General features: G+C 69.9%; 17 protein-coding genes. 11 read left to right on the plus strand and 6 right to left on the minus strand.

Annotated elements, in window-relative coordinates:
- Positions 1-9 precede the first annotated feature (9 nt).
- A complete protein-coding gene (purB, locus tag FKR81_RS08250) occupies positions 10-1437 on the plus strand; it encodes an adenylosuccinate lyase (RefSeq protein WP_146350317.1) in 1428 nt (475 codons plus the stop codon).
- Complete coding sequence (locus FKR81_RS08255; protein WP_222598197.1) at positions 1434-2237, plus strand: MOSC domain-containing protein; 804 nt, start codon at positions 1434-1436, stop codon at positions 2235-2237. The genes purB and FKR81_RS08255 overlap by 4 nt, the downstream gene beginning before the upstream one ends.
- A gap of 308 nt (positions 2238-2545) precedes the next feature.
- Here FKR81_RS08255 and FKR81_RS08260 read toward each other — a convergent pair whose 3' ends face one another.
- Positions 2546-2965 (minus strand): hypothetical protein, encoded by a 420-nt coding sequence (locus FKR81_RS08260; protein ID WP_146350318.1) that lies wholly within the window; start codon positions 2963-2965, stop codon positions 2546-2548.
- Positions 2966-3022: 57 nt separating this feature from the next.
- Here FKR81_RS08260 and FKR81_RS08265 point away from each other — a divergent pair, with 57 nt between their 5' ends.
- Positions 3023-3892: a phosphoribosylaminoimidazolesuccinocarboxamide synthase gene (locus FKR81_RS08265; protein WP_146350319.1), complete on the plus strand. Its 870-nt coding sequence runs from the start codon at positions 3023-3025 to the stop codon at positions 3890-3892.
- Positions 3893-3942: 50 nt separating this feature from the next.
- A complete protein-coding gene (locus FKR81_RS08270) occupies positions 3943-4587 on the plus strand; it encodes a polysaccharide deacetylase family protein (RefSeq protein WP_186762837.1) in 645 nt (214 codons plus the stop codon).
- Here the strand turns inward: FKR81_RS08270 and FKR81_RS08275 are convergent.
- A complete protein-coding gene (locus tag FKR81_RS08275) occupies positions 4550-5176 on the minus strand; it encodes an MBL fold metallo-hydrolase (RefSeq protein WP_146350320.1) in 627 nt (208 codons plus the stop codon). The genes FKR81_RS08270 and FKR81_RS08275 overlap by 38 nt on opposite strands.
- A gap of 100 nt (positions 5177-5276) precedes the next feature.
- On the opposite strand from FKR81_RS08275, the gene FKR81_RS08280 reads away from it, so the two are divergent.
- Positions 5277-6386, plus strand: a complete 1110-nt coding sequence (locus FKR81_RS08280; protein WP_146350321.1) for a trypsin-like serine peptidase — start codon at positions 5277-5279, stop codon at positions 6384-6386.
- On the opposite strand, the gene FKR81_RS08285 is transcribed toward FKR81_RS08280, so the two are convergent.
- Positions 6387-7370 (minus strand): NAD-dependent epimerase/dehydratase family protein, encoded by a 984-nt coding sequence (locus FKR81_RS08285; protein ID WP_146350322.1) that lies wholly within the window; start codon positions 7368-7370, stop codon positions 6387-6389. It abuts the gene before it with no gap.
- 216 nt (positions 7371-7586) lie between these two features.
- Here FKR81_RS08285 and purS point away from each other — a divergent pair, with 216 nt between their 5' ends.
- From purS to purL, 3 genes are read left to right on the plus strand one after another with little or no spacing between them, the layout of a single operon-like run.
- Positions 7587-7826 (plus strand): phosphoribosylformylglycinamidine synthase subunit PurS, encoded by a 240-nt coding sequence (gene purS / locus FKR81_RS08290; RefSeq protein WP_146350323.1) that lies wholly within the window; start codon positions 7587-7589, stop codon positions 7824-7826.
- Positions 7823-8494 carry a phosphoribosylformylglycinamidine synthase subunit PurQ gene (gene purQ, locus FKR81_RS08295; protein WP_146350324.1) on the plus strand — a complete coding sequence of 224 codons (672 nt, stop codon included), beginning with the start codon at positions 7823-7825 and terminating at the stop codon, positions 8492-8494. The genes purS and purQ overlap by 4 nt, the downstream gene beginning before the upstream one ends.
- Positions 8491-10746 carry a phosphoribosylformylglycinamidine synthase subunit PurL gene (purL, locus tag FKR81_RS08300; RefSeq protein WP_146350325.1) on the plus strand — a complete coding sequence of 752 codons (2256 nt, stop codon included), beginning with the start codon at positions 8491-8493 and terminating at the stop codon, positions 10744-10746. The genes purQ and purL overlap by 4 nt, the downstream gene beginning before the upstream one ends.
- 20 nt (positions 10747-10766) lie before the next feature.
- On the opposite strand, the gene FKR81_RS08305 is transcribed toward purL, so the two are convergent.
- Together FKR81_RS08305 and FKR81_RS08310 are read right to left on the minus strand one after the other, a co-directional pair.
- Positions 10767-11576, minus strand: a complete 810-nt coding sequence (locus tag FKR81_RS08305) for a lysozyme (protein ID WP_146350326.1) — start codon at positions 11574-11576, stop codon at positions 10767-10769.
- A 42-nt stretch (positions 11577-11618) separates the two neighbouring features.
- A complete protein-coding gene (locus FKR81_RS08310) occupies positions 11619-12458 on the minus strand; it encodes an aldo/keto reductase (RefSeq protein ID WP_146350327.1) in 840 nt (279 codons plus the stop codon).
- A 76-nt stretch (positions 12459-12534) separates the two neighbouring features.
- Here FKR81_RS08310 and FKR81_RS08315 point away from each other — a divergent pair, with 76 nt between their 5' ends.
- The gene (locus FKR81_RS08315; protein ID WP_146350328.1) at positions 12535-13428 is read left to right on the plus strand and encodes a LysR family transcriptional regulator; all 894 of its coding nucleotides are present in this window, start codon (positions 12535-12537) and stop codon (positions 13426-13428) included.
- Between the two features lie 893 nt (positions 13429-14321).
- Here the strand turns inward: FKR81_RS08315 and FKR81_RS08325 are convergent.
- Positions 14322-15233: a hypothetical protein gene (locus FKR81_RS08325; RefSeq protein ID WP_146350329.1), complete on the minus strand. Its 912-nt coding sequence runs from the start codon at positions 15231-15233 to the stop codon at positions 14322-14324.
- A gap of 92 nt (positions 15234-15325) precedes the next feature.
- Between FKR81_RS08325 and FKR81_RS08330 the strand changes: the two genes are divergently transcribed.
- Positions 15326-16138 carry an SAM-dependent methyltransferase gene (locus tag FKR81_RS08330; RefSeq protein WP_146350330.1) on the plus strand — a complete coding sequence of 271 codons (813 nt, stop codon included), beginning with the start codon at positions 15326-15328 and terminating at the stop codon, positions 16136-16138.
- A 61-nt stretch (positions 16139-16199) separates the two neighbouring features.
- Positions 16200-18365: a putative bifunctional diguanylate cyclase/phosphodiesterase gene (locus FKR81_RS08335; RefSeq protein WP_186762839.1), complete on the plus strand. Its 2166-nt coding sequence runs from the start codon at positions 16200-16202 to the stop codon at positions 18363-18365.

Genomic DNA, 18365 nt, shown 5'->3' on the forward strand with positions numbered 1-18365 from the left:
TCTGGCCGGGTGAGCAAGCCCCGCATCGCGAACGTTCTGGCCAACCGCTACGCCTCCGCCGAGCTCGTGACCCTGTGGTCAGCCGAGCACAAGATCGTCCTGGAGCGCCAGCTGTGGCTGGCCGTGCTCCGCGCGCAGGCCGCCGCCGGCATCGACGTGCCGTCGTCGGCGCTGGACGACTACGCCCGCGTGCTGGACCAGGTCGACCTCGAGTCGATCGCCGCGCGCGAGCGGGTCACCCGGCACGACGTGAAGGCGCGGATCGAGGAGTTCAACGCCCTCGCCGGGCACGAGCACGTGCACAAGGGCATGACGTCCCGCGACCTCACCGAGAACGTCGAGCAGCTGCAGATCCTGCGCTCGCTCGAACTCGTCCGCGGCAAGACCGCGGCCGTGCTGGCCCGCCTCGCGCGGCTCGCCGCCGAGCACACCGACCTCGTGATGGCGGGCCGGTCGCACAACGTCGCGGCGCAGGCCACGACGCTGGGCAAGCGCTTCGCGACGTCCGCCGACGAGCTGCTGGTGGCGTTCCGCAGGCTCGACGAGCTCATCGCGCGCTACCCGCTGCGCGGCATCAAGGGCCCGGTCGGCACCGCGCAGGACATGCTGGACCTGCTGGGTTCACCGTCCGAGCTGGCGTCGCTCGAGCAGGCGGTCGCCGGGCACCTCGGCTTCGAACGCGTGCTGACCAGCGTCGGCCAGGTGTACCCGAGGTCGCTGGACTTCGACGTGCTGTCGTGCCTGGTCCAGCTGGCCGCGGCACCGTCGTCGCTGGCGAAGACGATCAGGCTGATGGCCGGGCACGAGCTGGTGACCGAGGGCTTCAAGCCGGGCCAGGTGGGCTCGTCGGCGATGCCGCACAAGATGAACACCCGCTCGTGCGAGCGCGTCAACGGCTTCGCGGTGATCCTGCGCGGCTACCTGTCGATGGTCGGCGAGCTGGCCGGTGACCAGTGGAACGAGGGCGACGTGTCGTGCTCGGTCGTGCGCCGCGTCGCGCTGCCGGACGCGTTCTTCGCGTTCGACGGCCTGCTGGAGACGCTGCTCACCGTGCTGGACGAGTTCGGCGCGTACCCGGCCGTCGTCGTCCGCGAGCTGGACCGCTACCTGCCGTTCCTCGCGACGACCAAGGTCCTGATGGGCGCCGTGCGCGCGGGCGTCGGCCGTGAGACCGCGCACGAGGCGATCAAGGAGAACGCCGTCGCCGTCGCACTCGCGATGCGCGAGGACGGCCTGGTCGAGAACGACCTGCTCGACCGCCTCGCCGCCGACTCGCGGCTGCCGCTCGACCGGGCCGCGCTCGACGCGCTGCTGGCCGACCGGCTGTCGTTCACCGGCGTGGCGTCCGACCAGGTCCTGTCCGTGGTGGCGCAGGTGGAGGACGTGCTGGCGAAGTTCCCGGCCGCGTCGGGGTACGTGCCGGAGCCCATCCTGTGAAGGTGCACTCCCTGTTCCACTACCCGATCAAGGGTTGCGGCGGCGTGGCGGTGCCGTCGTCCGCCGTGGTGCCGACGGGTCTCGTCGGCGACCGGATGCTGATGCTGGTCGATGCCGAGGGGACGTTCCTCAGCCAGCGTCGTGAGCCGGCGATGGCCGCCATCCGGCCTTCGCTGGCCGGGTCTGTGCTGTCCGTCGGCGATTTCTCGTGCCCGGTTGTTGCCGATGGGCCTCAGGTGCCGGTCCGGGTGCACACGTGGGACGGGTCCGGCGTCGACCAGGGCGATCTGGCCGCCGCGTACTTCTCCGACGTGCTGGGACAGGCGGTTCGGCTGGTCGGGGTTCCGCCGTCGTTGCGCCGCGAGTCGTTCGGGTCGACGCCGGGGCTGGTTGGCTTTGCCGACGGGCACGCCGTGCTGATCACCTCGTTGTCCTCTTTGGACGGACTGAACGAGCGGATCGTGCTGCGCGGTGGGGCCGGCGTGCCGATGGACCGGTTCCGGCCCAACGTCGTCGTGTCCGGGTGGGCCGAGGCGCACACCGAGGACCGGGTGCGGCGGGTGACCATCGGGAGCGTCGAGCTCGGGTACGCGCGGGACTGCATCCGGTGCGCGGTGCCGACTGTTGATCAGGAGACCGGGGAGAAGGACGGGCCTGAGCCGACTCGTACGCTCGCCTCCTACCGGCGGCACCCCGATGGCGGGGTGGCGTTCGGGATGAAGGCGGCCGTCATCCGGCCCGGTGAGCTGGCCGTCGGGGACAAGGTGGACGTGCAGGAGTGGGGATCGGCCGAGATCTGATCTCGGTCTTGGTGCGCGGGCCGCGAGTTGATCTGGCCTCGTTGCGCAGGCATCCCCAGCCCGTTGTCCGGTTGCCCAGTGGTCCGCCGCCCAGCATCTCCGGGTCACGGCCCGGCTGCACAGGCGTCCCCGGCCAGGGGACCCCTGGATTTCATTCTCCCAGCTGGGACCGACATTTCGGGGCGTGTGAGGCCTGGCCTGTGGACAACTCTGCGGCTGTGGACAACTCGCCGCATGGGGCAACTCGGCGCCTGTGGACAACTCAAGCGCCCTCTCAGGCTCCGTGCCTCCTCAGGCCACGAGCCGTCTCACGCCTCGTTCCACCTCAACCGCCCGTTGTCACCCTTCCGGCACACGAGCGGCTTCCCGCGCGAACTAACCGCGATAGCCCCTTCAGGCCGGCAAGGCGCCCCTTCCACCACGATGAGCCCGCGGTCAGGCGTCTCGGACGCCGACGTGGGCGGCACGACGGGAATGGTCACCTCGGGAGAGGTGGTGTCCTCAGTGGTCGTCGTGGGCGCGGGCGGCGGTGGCGTGGTCGTGGTGGTCTTCACCACGATGGCGGCCACGGTCGGCACCACCGACACGACCTCGGTGGTCCGCTTCGTGGGTGGCGCGGACGTGGGTGGTGCGGCGGTGTCGGACCCGCCCCAGCCGGTCAGTGCCAGCACGACGAGCAGGACGCCGCTGGCCGCGGCCGGTATCCACAGCGCCTTTCGGGAAAGCACGGGGTGCACTGTAAGGGCAGTTCGCCGTTCGATGAAGCCGTACGTACGCTGACCAGCGTGCCAACGCTCGCTGACTACCAGCACATCGCCCGCGGCAAGGTCCGCGACCTGTACGACGTGGACGACGAGCTGCTGCTGTTCGTCGCGTCCGACCGGATCTCCGCGTACGACCACGTCCTGACGTCCGAGATCCCGGACAAGGGCCGCGTGCTGACGGCGATGAGCGTCTTCTGGTTCGAGATGTTCCAGCCGAACCACCTGGTCGCGCACGACGACCCGCGCATCCCCGCCGAGGTCCGCGGGCGGGCGCTGCTGGTGCGCAAGCTCAAGATGATCGACGTCGAGTGCGTGGCGCGTGGCTACCTGACCGGGTCCGGGCTCAAGGACTACCAGCGCACCGGCGCGGTCTGCGGCGTCCAGCTCCCGGAGAACCTGAGGGAGGCCGACGAGCTCGCCGAGCCGATCTTCACGCCGGCCACGAAGGCGGAGATCGGTGCGCACGACGAGAACGTGAGCTTCGAGGTCATCGCGAAGAAGCACGGCGTGGAGCTGGCAACCCAGCTCAAGGACCGCACGCTGGAGATCTACGCGCAGGCGCGCACGTTCGCGAAGACGCGTGGGCTGATCCTCGCCGACACCAAGTTCGAGTTCGGGCACGACAGCGACGGCGAACTGGTGCTCGCGGACGAGGTGTTCACGCCGGACTCGTCGCGCTACTGGCCCGCCGACGGCTACGAGCCCGGCAAGGTCCAGCCGTCGTTCGACAAGCAGTTCGTGCGCAACTGGCTGACGGGCCCGGAGTCCGGCTGGGACGGGAAGTCCCAGCCGCCCGCGCTGCCGCAGGACGTCGTCGAGGCGACCAGGAGCAAGTACGTCGAGGCGTACGAGCGGCTCACCGGCCGGGCTTTCGCCGACTGGCTCGCCTGAGTTCGTCGGGCTGTCACGTTCGTGTCATCCGGGTGTGGCGCACTGATGTGGTGCGCTCACAGCTGGTGGTCTCGCTCTCCGGCATCGGTACCCGCACGGCGGACCGGTGCGCCGACCTCGCCGCCGAACTCGACCGGCGGCACGTCCCGCTGTCCCTGCTCGTCGCACCGCGCGAGCTCGGGCAGGCGCAGGGCTGGGTGCGCGAACGCGCAGGCAACGGCGACGCGCTCCTGCTGCACGGCCTCGGCGGCCGGAGGGTTCCGGCGCACGAGGCGAACCTCCTCCTCACCGGTGCCCGCCGGGCCATGGAGACGCTCGGGCTCGACGCGGACTGCTTCGCCCCGCGGTGCAGCATCGCGTCACCGGGAACACTGACCGCGTTGCGCAGGCACCGGTTCAGCCTCTGCGCGGACGCGGTCGCCGTGCGCGACCTGCGCACCGGCACCGAGCAGAACGGCAAGGTCCACGCCCTCGGCGACCGGGTGGAGTCGCTGCGCTGCCTCGCGCTCGTCTACTCGGCCGGCCGCACCGCGCGGCGCGGCGGGCTCGTGCGGATCGCCGTCGACGCGGCCGACCTCGACCGGATCGGGCCGCGGCAGGCCGTGCTCGACGCGGTGGACGCCGCGCTGTCGCACGCCGCCGTGCCGACGACCTACGTCAGGCTTCCATCTCCTCGCCGGGCGTCGGCGGCTTGACGGTCGTGCCGTCCGGCTTGAGGTTCTCGAACTGCGCGTAGGCCGCCTGCGGGCGGGCCAGCACCGCCTCGTGGATCGGCACCGCCACCCGCGGCGCGACCTCGCGCATGAAGTCGACGGCCTCGCCCAGGCGCATCCACGGCGCGCCCGTGGGCAGACCGAGCACGTCGACGTCCTCGTCCGGCACGAACAGCGCGTCGCCGGGGTGGTAGAACGCGCCGTCGTCGATCACGTAACCGGTGTTCGGGATGACCGGGATGTCCCGGTGGATCACCGCGTGCTGCCCGCCGACCGCCCGCACCGTCGCGCCACCGACCTTGATGACCTCGCCGGGCGCTGCGACGCGTGCCAGAGATCCGAGCTGTTCGGCCGAGCCGGGATCGGCGATCAGCTGCGCGCCGGGGTTCGCGGCCAGCACCGCGGGCAGCCGGTCGAGGTCGAGGTGGTCGAAGTGCTGGTGCGTCACCAGCACCGCGTCAACGTTCCTGACCTGCTCGAACCCGGTCGAGAACGTGCCGGGGTCGATCAGCAGCCGGGTGTTGCCGGTGTCGATCAGCACGCAGGCATGACCGAAATGGACAAGTCGCATGGATTCCTCCATTACCGACGTTTGGCGGGCTGACACGACCGAGTGACGTCGGAAGTATCACTTTTTGTGACTATCCCTGCTCACTAGGTGAGGTGACACAGTGCGGAGGACCCTGCAACTCCTCGCTGCGGCAGCCCTTGTCATCCCGGCTCTGGTCGGTTCGGCGTCGGCTGTGGCTCAATCACAACAACAACTACCCCAGTCCCAGCAGATCGGCACCGAGGAGTCGGTCTCGATCGGCCTTGGCGGCTCCGCGAAGTCGACGACGGTCGAACGTCCCGGCTCCGGCTACGTGAAGCTGCACTTCACGAACGTCCGGCTGATGAAGGGCGACGTGCTCACGGTCTCCAACCCTGACGGGACCGAGAAGTACACCTACACGCGCGACCTGAAGTCGTCCCTCACCGCCACGATCGACAGCACCGGCTTCTGGGCCATGTCGATCAGCGGCGAGAAAGCCGTCGTCACCGTGACGTCGCCGTTCAGCCGCGCGAAGATCGACAAGCTCGCCCGCGGCTACACCGCGGCCGAGATGTCGGACCAGGTGTCGACGCAGAGCATCTGCGGCACCAACGACTACAAGGACGCGGTCTGCTACCAAACCAGCAACCCGGCCGAGTTCACCAAGTCGAAGTCGGTCGCGAAGCTGCTGCGCAACGGCAGCTCGCTGTGCACCGCGTGGCGGGTCGGTGCGAACAACCGGCTGCTGACCAACAACCACTGCTTCACCAGCACCACCGGCATCGAGGTGTGGTTCAACTACCAGTGCCCGACCTGCGGTGGCACGGCGACCGCGCCGGTGACCAAGGTGCTGGCCGCGCAGGTCCTCAAGACCAACGCGGCACTCGACTACACGCTCTTCTCCGTGAACAACTTCGCGGCGATCAGCTCGTTCGGCTTCCTCGAGCTGGACGCGCGGGTGCCCGCGGTCGGCGAGGAGATGTACGTCATCGGCCACCCCGCCGGGAAGCTCAAGAAGGTGTCGCTGAAGGACGGTGCCGGGAACTGCGTCGTGCGCGCGGTGCGCGTGAACGGCAGCTCCTCGCAGTCCGACATCAGCTACATGTGCGACACGGAGGGCGGCTCGTCCGGTTCACCGGTGCTGTCCCGCCGCACGCACAAGGTCATCGGCCTGCACCACTTCGGCGGCTGCCCGAACCAGGGCGTCCGCATCGACCTGGTGGCGGCTTCGATCGGCCCGCTGCTCTGATCACCCCGCGGCGGTGAGCACCTCCGCCTCTTCGGCGTGGGTGAGCCCCGCCTTCCGGGGCCGGTCGATCCCGAGGCCGCGCTCGTACTCCAGCGAGTCGAGCGCGGTCTCGGCCACCGGCCGGGTCTTGAGCCCCGCGGCCAGCGCCGGACCGGCGTCGCGGAACATCATCGCCCGGTGGCTCGCGGGCAACCACAGCGGCAGGCTGCGCGGCCCGGCCCACGGGTTGATGTTCGCCCTGTCCAGCACGGCTTCCGGCACGCGGACCAGCTCGGTGCCCTGCGCGGCGGTCGCACCGGCGATCTCACCCAGCAGCATGCCGAGCGGCTCGCTCGGCCCGGTTCCGTCGAACGTGCCCGTCAGCCGCTGCTCGGCCGCGTCCACGATCCACGCCGCCAGGTCGCGCACGTCGATGTGCTGCGCCGCCTGGTCCGGCACGTCCGGCACCACGACCTGCCCGCCGTCGGACATCCGCGCCGGCCAGTAGCCGAACCGGTCCGACGGGTCGCCGGGCCCGGTGATCAGGCCCGCCCTGAGGATGAACGCGCGATCGTCCAGCGCCTCCCTGACCGCGTTCTCCGCGGCCACCTTCTGCGCGCCGTACCGCTCCGAGGTGAACTCGGCAGTCGGGTCGTCCTCGATCGGGTCGAGCGTCTCGTGTCTGCCCGGTGCCGAGTGGTCGGAGTAGACCGAGCAGCTGGAGACGAACGTCCAGTGCCCCGCGTCCTGGCCCAGGGCTCTGACCGCCTCCCGCGCCCAGGTCACGGATGTTCGCGCCACGTCGACCACGGCGTCGAACCGTTCGCCGCGCAGCTTGTCGTAGGCGCTCTCGGTGTCCCGGTCGACGTGGACCAGGCCCGCGCCGTCCGGCACGCGGCCCGACGCACCCCGCGCCGCGCACAGCACGTCGTGGCCTCGGGACACCGCCTCGGCCGCGACCGTCTTGCTGAGGAACAACGTGCCACCGATCACCAGGATCTTCATGATCTCCACACTCCCCCTGAGCGCACTCGGTTTCCACTGATCTCGCGCACGGCGAACGCCCCCACTCTATGGTCGTTCGGGTCCGTCTGACCGGGGAACGGACGCGAAACTTCCCACCTAAGGTGTTGGCCGCAACACCTGTCGAGTTGATGAACGGGCAGGTCAGGTAGGCTCCGCGAGTACCGCCAGCCCTCTCCAACCAGGGAGCAGCCTGTCGTGGCCCGAGTCGTCGTCGACGTCATGCCGAAGCCCGAGATTCTCGACCCCCAAGGCCAGGCGGTGGCGAACGCCCTGCCCCGCCTCGGGTTCGACGGGATCACCGAAGTCCGTCAGGGCAAGCACTTCGAGCTGGAGGTCGCCGACGACGTCGACGACGCCACGCTCGCCAAGATCGCCGAAACCTTCCTCGCCAACCCCGTGATCGAGGACTGGGTCGTGCGCAGGGTCGACGCATGAGGGTCGGGGTCATCACCTTCCCCGGCACCCTCGACGACGTCGACGCGCAGCGTGCGGTCAAGTACGCGGACGCGGAGGCGGTGCCGCTGTGGCACGCCGACCACGACCTCAAGGGCGTGGACGCCGTCATCGTGCCGGGAGGCTTCTCCTACGGCGACTACCTGCGCTGCGGTGCGATCGCCCGGTTCGCGCCGGTCATGCAGGAGGTGATCGAGGCCGCGAACAAGGGGATGCCCGTGCTGGGCATCTGCAACGGCTTCCAGATCCTCTGCGAGGCGCATCTGCTGCCGGGTGCCCTCACCCGCAACTCGAAGCTGCACTTCGTGTGCCGCGACCAGTGGCTCAAGGTCGAGAACAACCAGACGGCCTGGACCACGAGGTACGACAAGGACGCCGAGATCCTCGTCCCGCTCAAGTCCGGTGAGGGCGGCTACCAGGCCGACCAGCACACCCTGGACGAGCTGGAGGGCGAAGGTCGCGTGGTGTTCCGGTACGTGGGCGAGAACCCGAACGGCAGCCGCAACAACATCGCGGGCATCACCAGCGCCAACGGCCGGATCGTGGGTCTCATGCCGCACCCGGAGCACGCCATCGAGGCGCTGACCGGTCCGACGGACGACGGCCTCGGGATGTTCCTCTCGCTCGTCGACTCGGTGGTGAAGGCATGAGCATCGACACCGTCAAGAACGCGGAGAGCACGCCCGACCAGGACCAGCCCTACAAGGAGCTGGGACTGAAGGACGACGAGTACGCCCGCATCAAGGAGATCCTCGGCCGCAGACCGACGGGCGCCGAGCTGGCCATGTACTCCGTCATGTGGAGCGAGCACTGCTCGTACAAGTCGTCGAAGGTCCACCTGAAGTACTTCAGCGACACGACCACCGACGAGATGCGCTCGAAGATGCTCGCCGGCATCGGCGAGAACGCGGGCGTCGTCGACATCGGTGACGGCTGGGCGATCACCTTCAAGGCGGAGAGCCACAACCACCCGTCGTACGTCGAGCCCTACCAGGGTGCGGCGACGGGCGTCGGCGGCATCGTGCGCGACATCCTCGCGATGGGTGCCCGTCCGCTCGCGGTCATGGACCCGCTGCGCTTCGGCCCCGCCGACGCGCCGGACACCCGCCGCGTGCTGCCCGGCATCGTCGCGGGCGTCGGCGGCTACGGGAACTGCCTGGGCCTGCCGAACATCGGCGGCGAGGTCGTGTTCGACCCGACCTACATCGGCAACCCGCTGGTCAACGCGCTGTGCGTGGGTGCGATGCGGGTCGAGGACCTGCACCTGGCGCACGCGTCCGGTGCCGGCAACAAGGTCATCCTGTACGGCGCGCGCACCGGCCTCGACGGCATCGGCGGGGTCAGCGTGCTCGCGAGCGAGACGTTCGACGACACGGCAGGCAAGCGCAAGAAGCTGCCGAGCGTGCAGGTCGGCGACCCGTTCACCGAGAAGGTGCTGATCGAGTGCTCGCTGGAGCTCTTCCAGAAGGGCATCGTCGTCGGCATCCAGGACCTCGGCGGCGCGGGCCTGTCCTGCGCGACGAGCGAGCTGGCGTCCGCCGGTGACGGCGGCATGCACGTGTGGCTCGACCGGGTTCCGCTGCGCGCCAGCGGCATGACGCCCGCGGAGGTCCTCTCCAGCGAGTCGCAGGAACGCATGTGCGCGGTCGTCGAGCCGCACAACGTGGACGCGTTCATGGAGGTCTGCCGCAAGTGGGACGTCATCGCCACCGAGATCGGTGAGGTGACCGAAGGCGACCGCCTGGTGATCACGTGGCACGACGAGGTCGTCGTGGACGTGCCGCCGCGCACCGTCGCGCACGAGGGCCCGGTCTACCACCGGCCGATCCAGCGCCCGGCCGACCAGGACGCGTTGCAGGCCGACACGCCGGACAGCCTGCCGCGCCCGGAGAACGTGCTCGACCTGATCAAGACCATGGTGGCGTCGCCGAACCTGGCGTCCCGCAAGTGGGTCACCGACCAGTACGACCGCTACGTGCGCGGCGGCACGGTGCTCGCGCAGCCGTCGGACGCGGGCATGATCCGCATCGACGAGAAGACGCACCGCGGTGTGGCGCTCTCGACGGACTGCAACGGCCGGTACACCAAGCTCGACCCGTACACGGGCGCGCAGCTGGCGCTGGCCGAGGCGTACCGCAACGTCGCGGCGTCCGGTGCCACGCCGGTCGCGGTGACGAATTGCATGAACTTCGGTTCGCCGGAGGACCCCGGTGTCATGTGGCAGTTCGAGCAGGCCGTGAAGGGCCTCGCGGACGGCTGCGTCGAGCTGGGCATCCCGGTGACCGGCGGCAACGTCAGCTTCTACAACCAGACCGGTTCCACGGCGATCCTGCCGACGCCGGTCGTGGGCGTGCTGGGCGTGATCGACGACGTGCGGCGCCGCACCCCCACGGGGATCGGTGCCGAGGCGGGCGAGACGCTGCTGCTGCTCGGTGAGACGCGGGCGGAGTTCGGCGGCTCGGAGTGGGCGCACCACGTGCACGGCCACCTCGGCGGCCTCCCGCCGAAGGTCGACCTCCAGCGGGAGAAGCTGCTCGGCGAGGTGCTCGTCGCGGGTTCGCGCGACGGCATGCTGTCCGCCGCGCACGACCTGTCCGAGGGCGGCCTGGCGCAGGCGCTCGTGGAGACCTGCCTGATCGGTGAGACCGGCGCGCGGGTGTTCCTCGACGGCGACCTGTTCACCGAGCTGTTCAGCGAGTCCGCCGGACGCGTGCTGGTCGCCGTCCCGCGCACCGAGGAGCAGCGCTTCACCGACATGTGCACGGCGCGTCAGCTGCCGTGGCGCAAGGTCGGCGTGGTCGACCCGGAGTCCGACTCGCTGGAGATCCAGGACCTCGGTCAGCTGCCGCTCGCGGAGCTGCGCGCGGCCTGGGAGGGCACCCTCCCCGCCCTGTTCGACTGATCAACAGCGGCTGCTGCGCATCACCCCGTGGCGATGCGCAGCAGCTGGTCGGGCTTGCCGTTGAAGATGTTCTGGTCGCCGGGGAACTTGCCGGCGGCCCGCCACTGCCAGATCGTGTGGAACTCGAACCCGGCGGGCAGCGTGCCAGGTGACTCCAGCGTGTCGCCGTACCGCGCGACCCACAGCGGGTTGTTCTCCCCGAACTTCACCTTGCCGCCGACGCACTTGTTCCACCAGCTCGTCGACGTGTAGATCGTCGGATGCCGCTTGGTGCGCGCGAAGACCCGGTCGCTGAACTCCTGCACCCACGTCGTCATGACGTCCTGGTTCATGCCGTAGCAGGTCTCGCCGTACGGGTTGTACTCCATGTCCAGCGCGGGCGGCAGCGTCTTGCCGTCGTTCGACCAGCCGCCGCCGTTGTCCACGAAGAAGTTCGCCTGGTCGACGCCGTTCGACCGATCCGGCAGCGCGAAGTGGTAGGCGCCGCGGATCATGCCGACGCCGTACGACCCGTTGTACTGCTGCGCGAACTTCGGGTTCTTGTACTTCACGCCCTCGGTGGCCTTCACGTAGGCGAACCGGGCGCCGTCGTCCCAGGACTTCTTCCAGTCGACGTCACCCTGGTGGCTGCTGACGTCCATGCCGGGAACCTTGCCCTCGAGCGGCGGTTCCTCGCCGGTCCGGGTCAGCCGCGCCTCCTGGCCGTCGCCTTCGTGCCTGGCGATCTCCGAACCCGCGTAGTGGTCCGCGGAGCCCTCCGGCAAGGGCGCCGCGGACGCCGGTGTGGGCTGCATGCTTGCGACGAGTGCAGCAATGATCAAAGTCCGCATGGACTAGATCGTCCGACCGTTTGTCCTAATTGGCCACTGGACTCACCCGTCCAGGCGGGTTAGCTCCTCCGCGGTCAACTCCAGGTGGGTGGCCGCGGCCGAGTCGCGGATGCTGGCCGGGCGCGACGAGCCGGGGATCGGGATGACGACCGGCGCCTTCGCGAGCATCCACGCCAGGCACACCTGCTGCGGGCTCACGCCGTGCGCGTCGCCGATCTCCTTGAACCCTCCGGCGAGGCCGCCCGCGCTGCTGATGCCGCCGAGCGGGCTCCACGGCAGGAACGCGATGCCGAGCTTCGCGCACAGCTCCAGCTCGGGCTCGCTCGACCGGAACGACGGGGAGAACTGGTTCTGCACGGCCGCGAGCCGTCCGCCGAGGATCTCGTTGGCCTCGACGATCTCCGCCGGGTTGAAGTTGGACACGCCCGCGTAGCGGATCTTGCCCTCGTCCAGCAGCTCGGCGAGCGCGCCGACCGACTCCCCGACCGGGACATTCGGGTCCGGCCGGTGGAACTGGTAGAGGAAGATCTCGTCGACGTCGAGCCGCCGCAGCGACCCCTCGACCGCCTTCTTCAGGTACTCGGGCCTGCCGTCGAGCGCCCAGCCGCCGCCGGGCGTGCGGGTGTGGCCGCCCTTGGTCGCGACGTACACCTCGGCCGCCATGCCGTCCAGCGCGTCGGCGATGAGCTCCTCGTTGTGCCCGAAGTCCGTGTCGTCGAGCGAGTACGCGTCGGCGGTGTCGATCAGGGTGACGCCCGCGTCGATCGCGGCGTGGATCGTGTTGACGGCCTGGGCCCGGTCCGGCCTGCCCTCGATCGAGATGGGCATGCCGCCCAGCCCGATCGCGCTGACCTCGGTCTCTCCGATGCGACGCAGTTGCATGTGTCCACTGTGCCGCCTGGCGATTAAGCTGTCCAACGCAAAGAACTGATGCCATTGAGCGCTACGGGTGATGAATGTGGAACTTCGCCAGCTCGAATACTTCGTCGCGGTCGCCGAGGAGTGCCATTTCACGCGTGCCGCGCGCCGGATGCACGTCGCCCAGTCGGGTCTGTCGGCGTCCATCAGAGCGCTCGAGGTCGAACTGGGCGCACCGCTCTTCCTGCGCACCACCCGCCAGGTCGAGCTGACCCAGGCCGGCCGCGCGCTGCTGCCCGAGGCGCGGCGCGCGCTCGGCACGATCGAGTCGGCGCGCGACGCGGTCGCCGCCGTGCAGGGCCTGCTGCGCGGCACGCTGTCCGTCGGCTCGCTCCAGTGCCTGCACGTGGTGCACCTGCCCGCCGTGCTGGCGCGGTTCCACGAGCAGCACCCCGGCGTCGAGATCCGCATGCGCCAGGCCGGGTGCGGCGAGCTCGTCGAGGAGGTCCGCGCTGGGCACCTCGACATCGCGTTCGTCACCCGCCAGCCGAAGACGGCCGACGACGTGCGGGTGTCCACTCTGGCCTCGGAACCGCTGGTGCTCGCGTGCGCGCCGGAAAGCCCTTTCGCCGGACGGGAGTCCGTCTCGCTCGACGAGCTGGCCGGTCAGTCCTTCGTGGACTTCAACCCGGACTGGGGCACCCGCGACGAGGTCGACCGCAGGCTCGCGCGGGCCGGTGTCGAGCGGCACGTCGCGGTCGAGGTCAACGACGTGCACTCACTTCTTGACTTCGTCGGCTTCGGGCTCGGCGTCGCACTCGTTCCGCAGTCGTTCGCCGTCAAGCCCACGCGGGCGCACTTCGTCGGACTCGCCGGCGACGCGCCCTCGGTCGAGACCGTTGTCGTCACGAGCAACGCGGTCAGCGCGGCCGCCTCCGCCCTGGTGGACATAGTTCTTGAAGCGAAGTCCGGCCGCGTCCGCGTCGCCGGTTAGCGCCCACCCGGTCGTGTCCGTCCGGAAGTCGGTGTCCGGCAACACCTCCAGCGCGCCGATCTGCTCGGCCGGTGGCTCGTTGCTGGGGTGGAAGAACATGCCGACCTTGGCGCCGGTCAGCTCGACCTCGGTCTTGAACGTGACCTCCTGGAACGAGACCCCGCCCATCAGCTCGGCCTCGCCCAGCTGGAGCCTGCCGTGGAACGTCGCGCCGGAGAACAGCGCGGGACGGCACGTGTGCAGCCCGCGGAACCGGCTGTAGCCGTAGAACTGGGCGCGGCGCGCGGTGAGCCAGCCGATCCGCCTGCCCTCCAGCCGGAAGTACTCGAGCGAAGCACCGCTGAGGTCCAGGTCGTACATCGGGCCGGAGTGCCGGTCGTCGCCCCACGGCAGCAGATCCGTGATCAGCCGTTGCGCGGTCTGGCGCACCATCCGCTCGTGGTCGTTCTCGTGCACGTTGCCCAGGTGGTGCCGATCCGGGTCCGCCGAACCCTCGTCGAACGAGGGATGGGTGAACGGCCGGCGCAGGTACGCGCACAGGACGTCCAGCACGGTCTGCTTGTAGCGCGGCGTGGACTCGGCCAGCCCGCCCAGCGCGTGCATCGCGCCGAGCCGCACCTGGTCCGCGTCGTGGCCGAGCATCTCGACCGCGCGGGCGAACCGCTCGTCGGCGATCTTGTCGGTCTCCAGCCCGTGCTTGGCCTTCTCGATCGCCTGCCGGGCCTCGTCCGTCTGGCGGCGCCGGTCGTTGAGCCACAACGCGTACAGCGCGACGACCGCACCGCCCGCGACGCCCGCGGTCTTCACGATGTCGATCTTGGGGGTGTTCTTGTCCCACAGGAGGATCCCCACGCCGGTGCCGACGGTCACCACGACCGCCGTCAGCACCGCCATCAGCCAGCGCACTCGAGCCCCTCCGGTTCCTTCGCCCAACTGGACCTGTCGAACTTCGTCTCACCGAGGAACTTCGTGCCGGTGAACACCGCCACGTCCTCGGCCTTGAACCGGCTGAACCACGCCCGGCCGGAGATCTCGCTGTGGTGCATGAAGAAGCGCCCGGACGACGTCGCCTCGGTCAGGTACAGGTCGCCGTGGATCTTCATGTGGTGGAACGCGTTCGACTCCACCAGCCTGGCGACCCGTGCGACCAGGTCGCCGACCTGCCGGTAGGAGAGGTCGAAGTACTCCAGGTGCGCCTTGGTGAGGTTCAGGTCGTACAGCGGCGCACCCTCGTCCGACACGTGCGGCAGGAGCTCGGCGATCAGCCGCTGCGACGTCAGCCTGACCTCCAGCTCGGCCTCGTCCTGCGCGTACGGCCGCCGCAGGTACGCGCAGAGGATGTCGAGCACGGTCTGGGTGTACTCGGCCCGCGACCGCGCCAGCCCCGCCAGCGCGTGCATCGCGCCCACGCGCACCTGGGTCGTCTCGTGCCCCAGCAGCTCGATGGCGCGCGCGAACCGCTCGTCGGCGACGCGGGACCGGTCGTGCTCCGCGCGTTGGTCCTCGAGGAGCTGACGGTCCTTCTCGATCACCTGACGGGCCTCGTCCGTTCGGCGCCGCCGGTCGTTCAGCCAAAGGGCGTACAGCGCGATGACCGCGCCGCCCGCCAGGCCGCCGGTTTTGATGGCCTCGCTCTTCGGAGTGCCGGGGTCCACCACCAGCAGGAAGCCTCCTACCAGCAGGAACAGGCCGAGCGAGCCGAGTATTGACGGCACGAGGAGGCTTTCCCTGCGTTGGTGCTTGCGCAGCAGTGCGACGAGTGCCACAACTACGACAACGGCACCAACGATCCAGAGGAACCTCACGAGACCGGCATTCTGCCAACCAGACGGTGTGCCTGGCCGACGAATTGGCCCATGATGTTCCGAACGGGTCCGAACGCGGATGAGGTGAGGGCGTGGAGCGGCCGAACTGGGCGCCGGGAGACATCGACCTGGAGAGGCCGAGCGTCGCACGGGTCTACGACTACTGGCTGGGCGGCGCGCACAACTTCGCCGCCGACCGCGCCGTGGCGCAGCGCATCCTGGAGGACGTGCCGCACCTGCGCGGGGTGATCGTGAACCACCGCTCCTTCCTGCGCCGTGCGGTCAAGCACCTGGTGTCGGTGGGCGTGCGGCAGTTCCTCGACCTCGGCTCGGGCATCCCGACCGTGGGGAACGTGCACGAGATCGCGCAGGGCGCCGACCCGACCTCGAAGGTCGTCTACGTGGACATCGACCCGGTCGCGGTCGCGCACAGCCGGTCGCTGCTGCTGGACAACGACCAGGTGAACGTCCTGCAGACCGACGTCCGCGACGCTGCCGTGGTGCTCAAGTCGCCCGAGGTCACCGAGCTGCTGGACTTCGACCAGCCGATCGCGGTGCTGATGGTCGCCCTGCTGCACTTCGTGCCGGACGGCGAGCATCCGCGCGAGATCATCGCGGCCTACCGCGACGCGCTGCCGGCCGGCAGCTACCTCGCGATGTCGCACGCGGGCTACGAGCCGGGCGAGTGGGACCCCAACTGGAACGCCGCCCGGACCGCCTACAACAGCAACGTCCAGCAGATGACCTACCGGACCAAGGCCGAGATCATCTCGATGTTCGACGGGTTCGAGCTGGTCGAGCCCGGTGTGGCGAGGCTGCCGCTGTGGCAGCCGGACTCACCGGACGACGTCGGCGACGACGCGGCCACGTTCCTCGGCTTCGGAGCGGTCGGACGGAAGGCGTGAAAGTCGACTCCACAGCGCGACCGCCCGTATGCTGCGCGTTCGTGGCGGTAGGGCCAGCGACATGACCGAACGGGTTGACCACCGGGTGCGTGACGACCGATCTCATCTGGACCCGGCAGTGCTTGCCGGGGCCGAGTCCTTCGCGCGCAGCTGGGCCACCGCCGTCATCGGCAGCAGCTACGTCCCGATGACGAGGGCCGAGGTCGCGCAGCACCTCCAAGACCTCACGGAGATGCTGGTCGAGGCGCTGTACGCGACCCCGTTCCGCACCGCGCCCGGCTACGAGATCGGCGCGCGCCTCGTCGACGCGCACTTCACCGGCACGGACACGCTCGGCCGCACCATCCAGCTCGTCGGCGACGACCTGCTCGTCGAGCTGGGCGCCGACAGCGACGACCGGCTCCGCTCCCGGCTCGCCGCGCTCCAGGGCGCGCTGTCGGCCGGCTACGCCCGCGCGCTGCGCGAACGCACCCTCGCCGAGCAGGAGGCCATCCGCGCCGCCGTGCTCGACGCCCGCGACCAGGCCGAGGCCGCGCTGCGCGCCTCGGAGGCCCGGTTCCGCGCCATGTTCACCGAGGCCGCGATCGGCATCGGCATCGCGGACATCGAGGGCCGGATACTGGACGTCAACCAGGCGTTGCAGGACATGCTCGGCTTCAGCGTCGAGGAGATGCGCCAGTACAACGTCCGCGACCTGATGCACCCGGAGGACGCGGGCAGCGTCTGGCGGCTCTACGACCAGCTCATCGCGGGCGAGTGCGACCACTACCGCGCCGAGAAGCGGTTCCACCGCGCGGACGGCGAGCAGGTGTGGACGCACCTCACGCTGTCGCTGGTGCGCGACGACCACGGCGAGCCGCAGTACCAGGTCGCGATGATCGAGGACGTCACCGATCGCCACCTGCTGCAGAACCGGCTGCGCTACCAGGCGCTGCACGACCCGCTGACCGGGCTGCCGAACCGCGCGCTGTTCCTCGAACGGCTGGGCCGCGTGTTCAACAACCGCGGCAAGCGCAGGCGCGCCGGGCTCTGCTACCTGGACCTGGACGGCTTCAAGGTCATCAACGACTCGCTCGGCCACGACATCGGCGACCAGCTGCTCGTCGAGGTCGGCAGGCGGCTCGACCACTCGGTGTCCGGCGAGGGCAAGCTCGTCGCACGGATGGGCGGCGACGAGTTCGTGATCCTCGTCGAGGGCTCGAGCGGCACGGACGACATCGTGCAGGTCGCGGATCGGGTGCTGCGCGAGATGGAGGCTCCGATCCGGATCAGCGGGCACGAGCTGTCCGTCTCGGCGTCCATCGGCATCGTCGAACGCCCGCTGGCGGGCACGACCGCCGCGGACCTGATGCGGGACGCGGACATCACGCTCTACTGGGCCAAGGCGGACGGCAAGTCGCGCTGGGCGCTGTACGACCCGGAGCGCAACGCCCGCGAGGTCGCCAGGTTCACCCTGTCCGCGACGATGCCACGCGCGTTGGAACGCGACGAGTTCTACGTCGAGTACCAGCCGCTGGTGCGGCTCGAGGACAGCACGGTCGTCGGCGTCGAGGCGCTGGTCCGCTGGCAGCACCCCGAGTTCGGCCGGCTCGCGCCGGACCGGTTCATCGAGCTGGCCGAGGAGACCGGCCTCATCGTGCCGCTCGGCCGGTGGGTGCTGCGCAAGGCGTGCGAGGAGGCCCGCCGCTGGCTCGTCGAGTTCGGTGACGCGGCGCCGTTCGTGTCGGTGAACCTGGCCGTGCGCCAGTCCCGCGACCCCGAGCTGGTCCGCGACGTGAAGCGGATCCTCGACGAGTGCGCCTTACCCCCGCACCACCTGCAGCTGGAGCTCACGGAGAGCGCCATCATGGGCACCGCCGACGAGCCGCTCGAGTCGCTGCGGGCGTTGTCGGACATGGGGATCAAGATCGCGATCGACGACTTCGGCACCGGGTACTCGAACCTCGCGTACCTGAAGCACCTGCCGGTGCACGAGCTGAAGATCGCCGGATCGTTCATGGAGGGCCTGCGGGCGGCCGACGAGGAAGACCCCGTCGACTCGCAGATCGTCGCCACGCTGGTGCAGCTGGCCCACGCGCTGCGCCTCGGCGTGACCGCGGAGGGCGTCGAAACCCCCGCGCAGGCCAAGCGACTGCACCGCATCGGGTGCGACACCGGTCAGGGCTGGTTCTTCGCCCGTCCCGGCCCGCCCGACGCCATCGACAGCCTGTTGCGTGGTGATCTCTAA

The organism is Lentzea tibetensis (assembly GCF_007845675.1).
Taxonomy (GTDB): Bacteria; Actinomycetota; Actinomycetes; order Mycobacteriales; family Pseudonocardiaceae; genus Lentzea; species Lentzea tibetensis.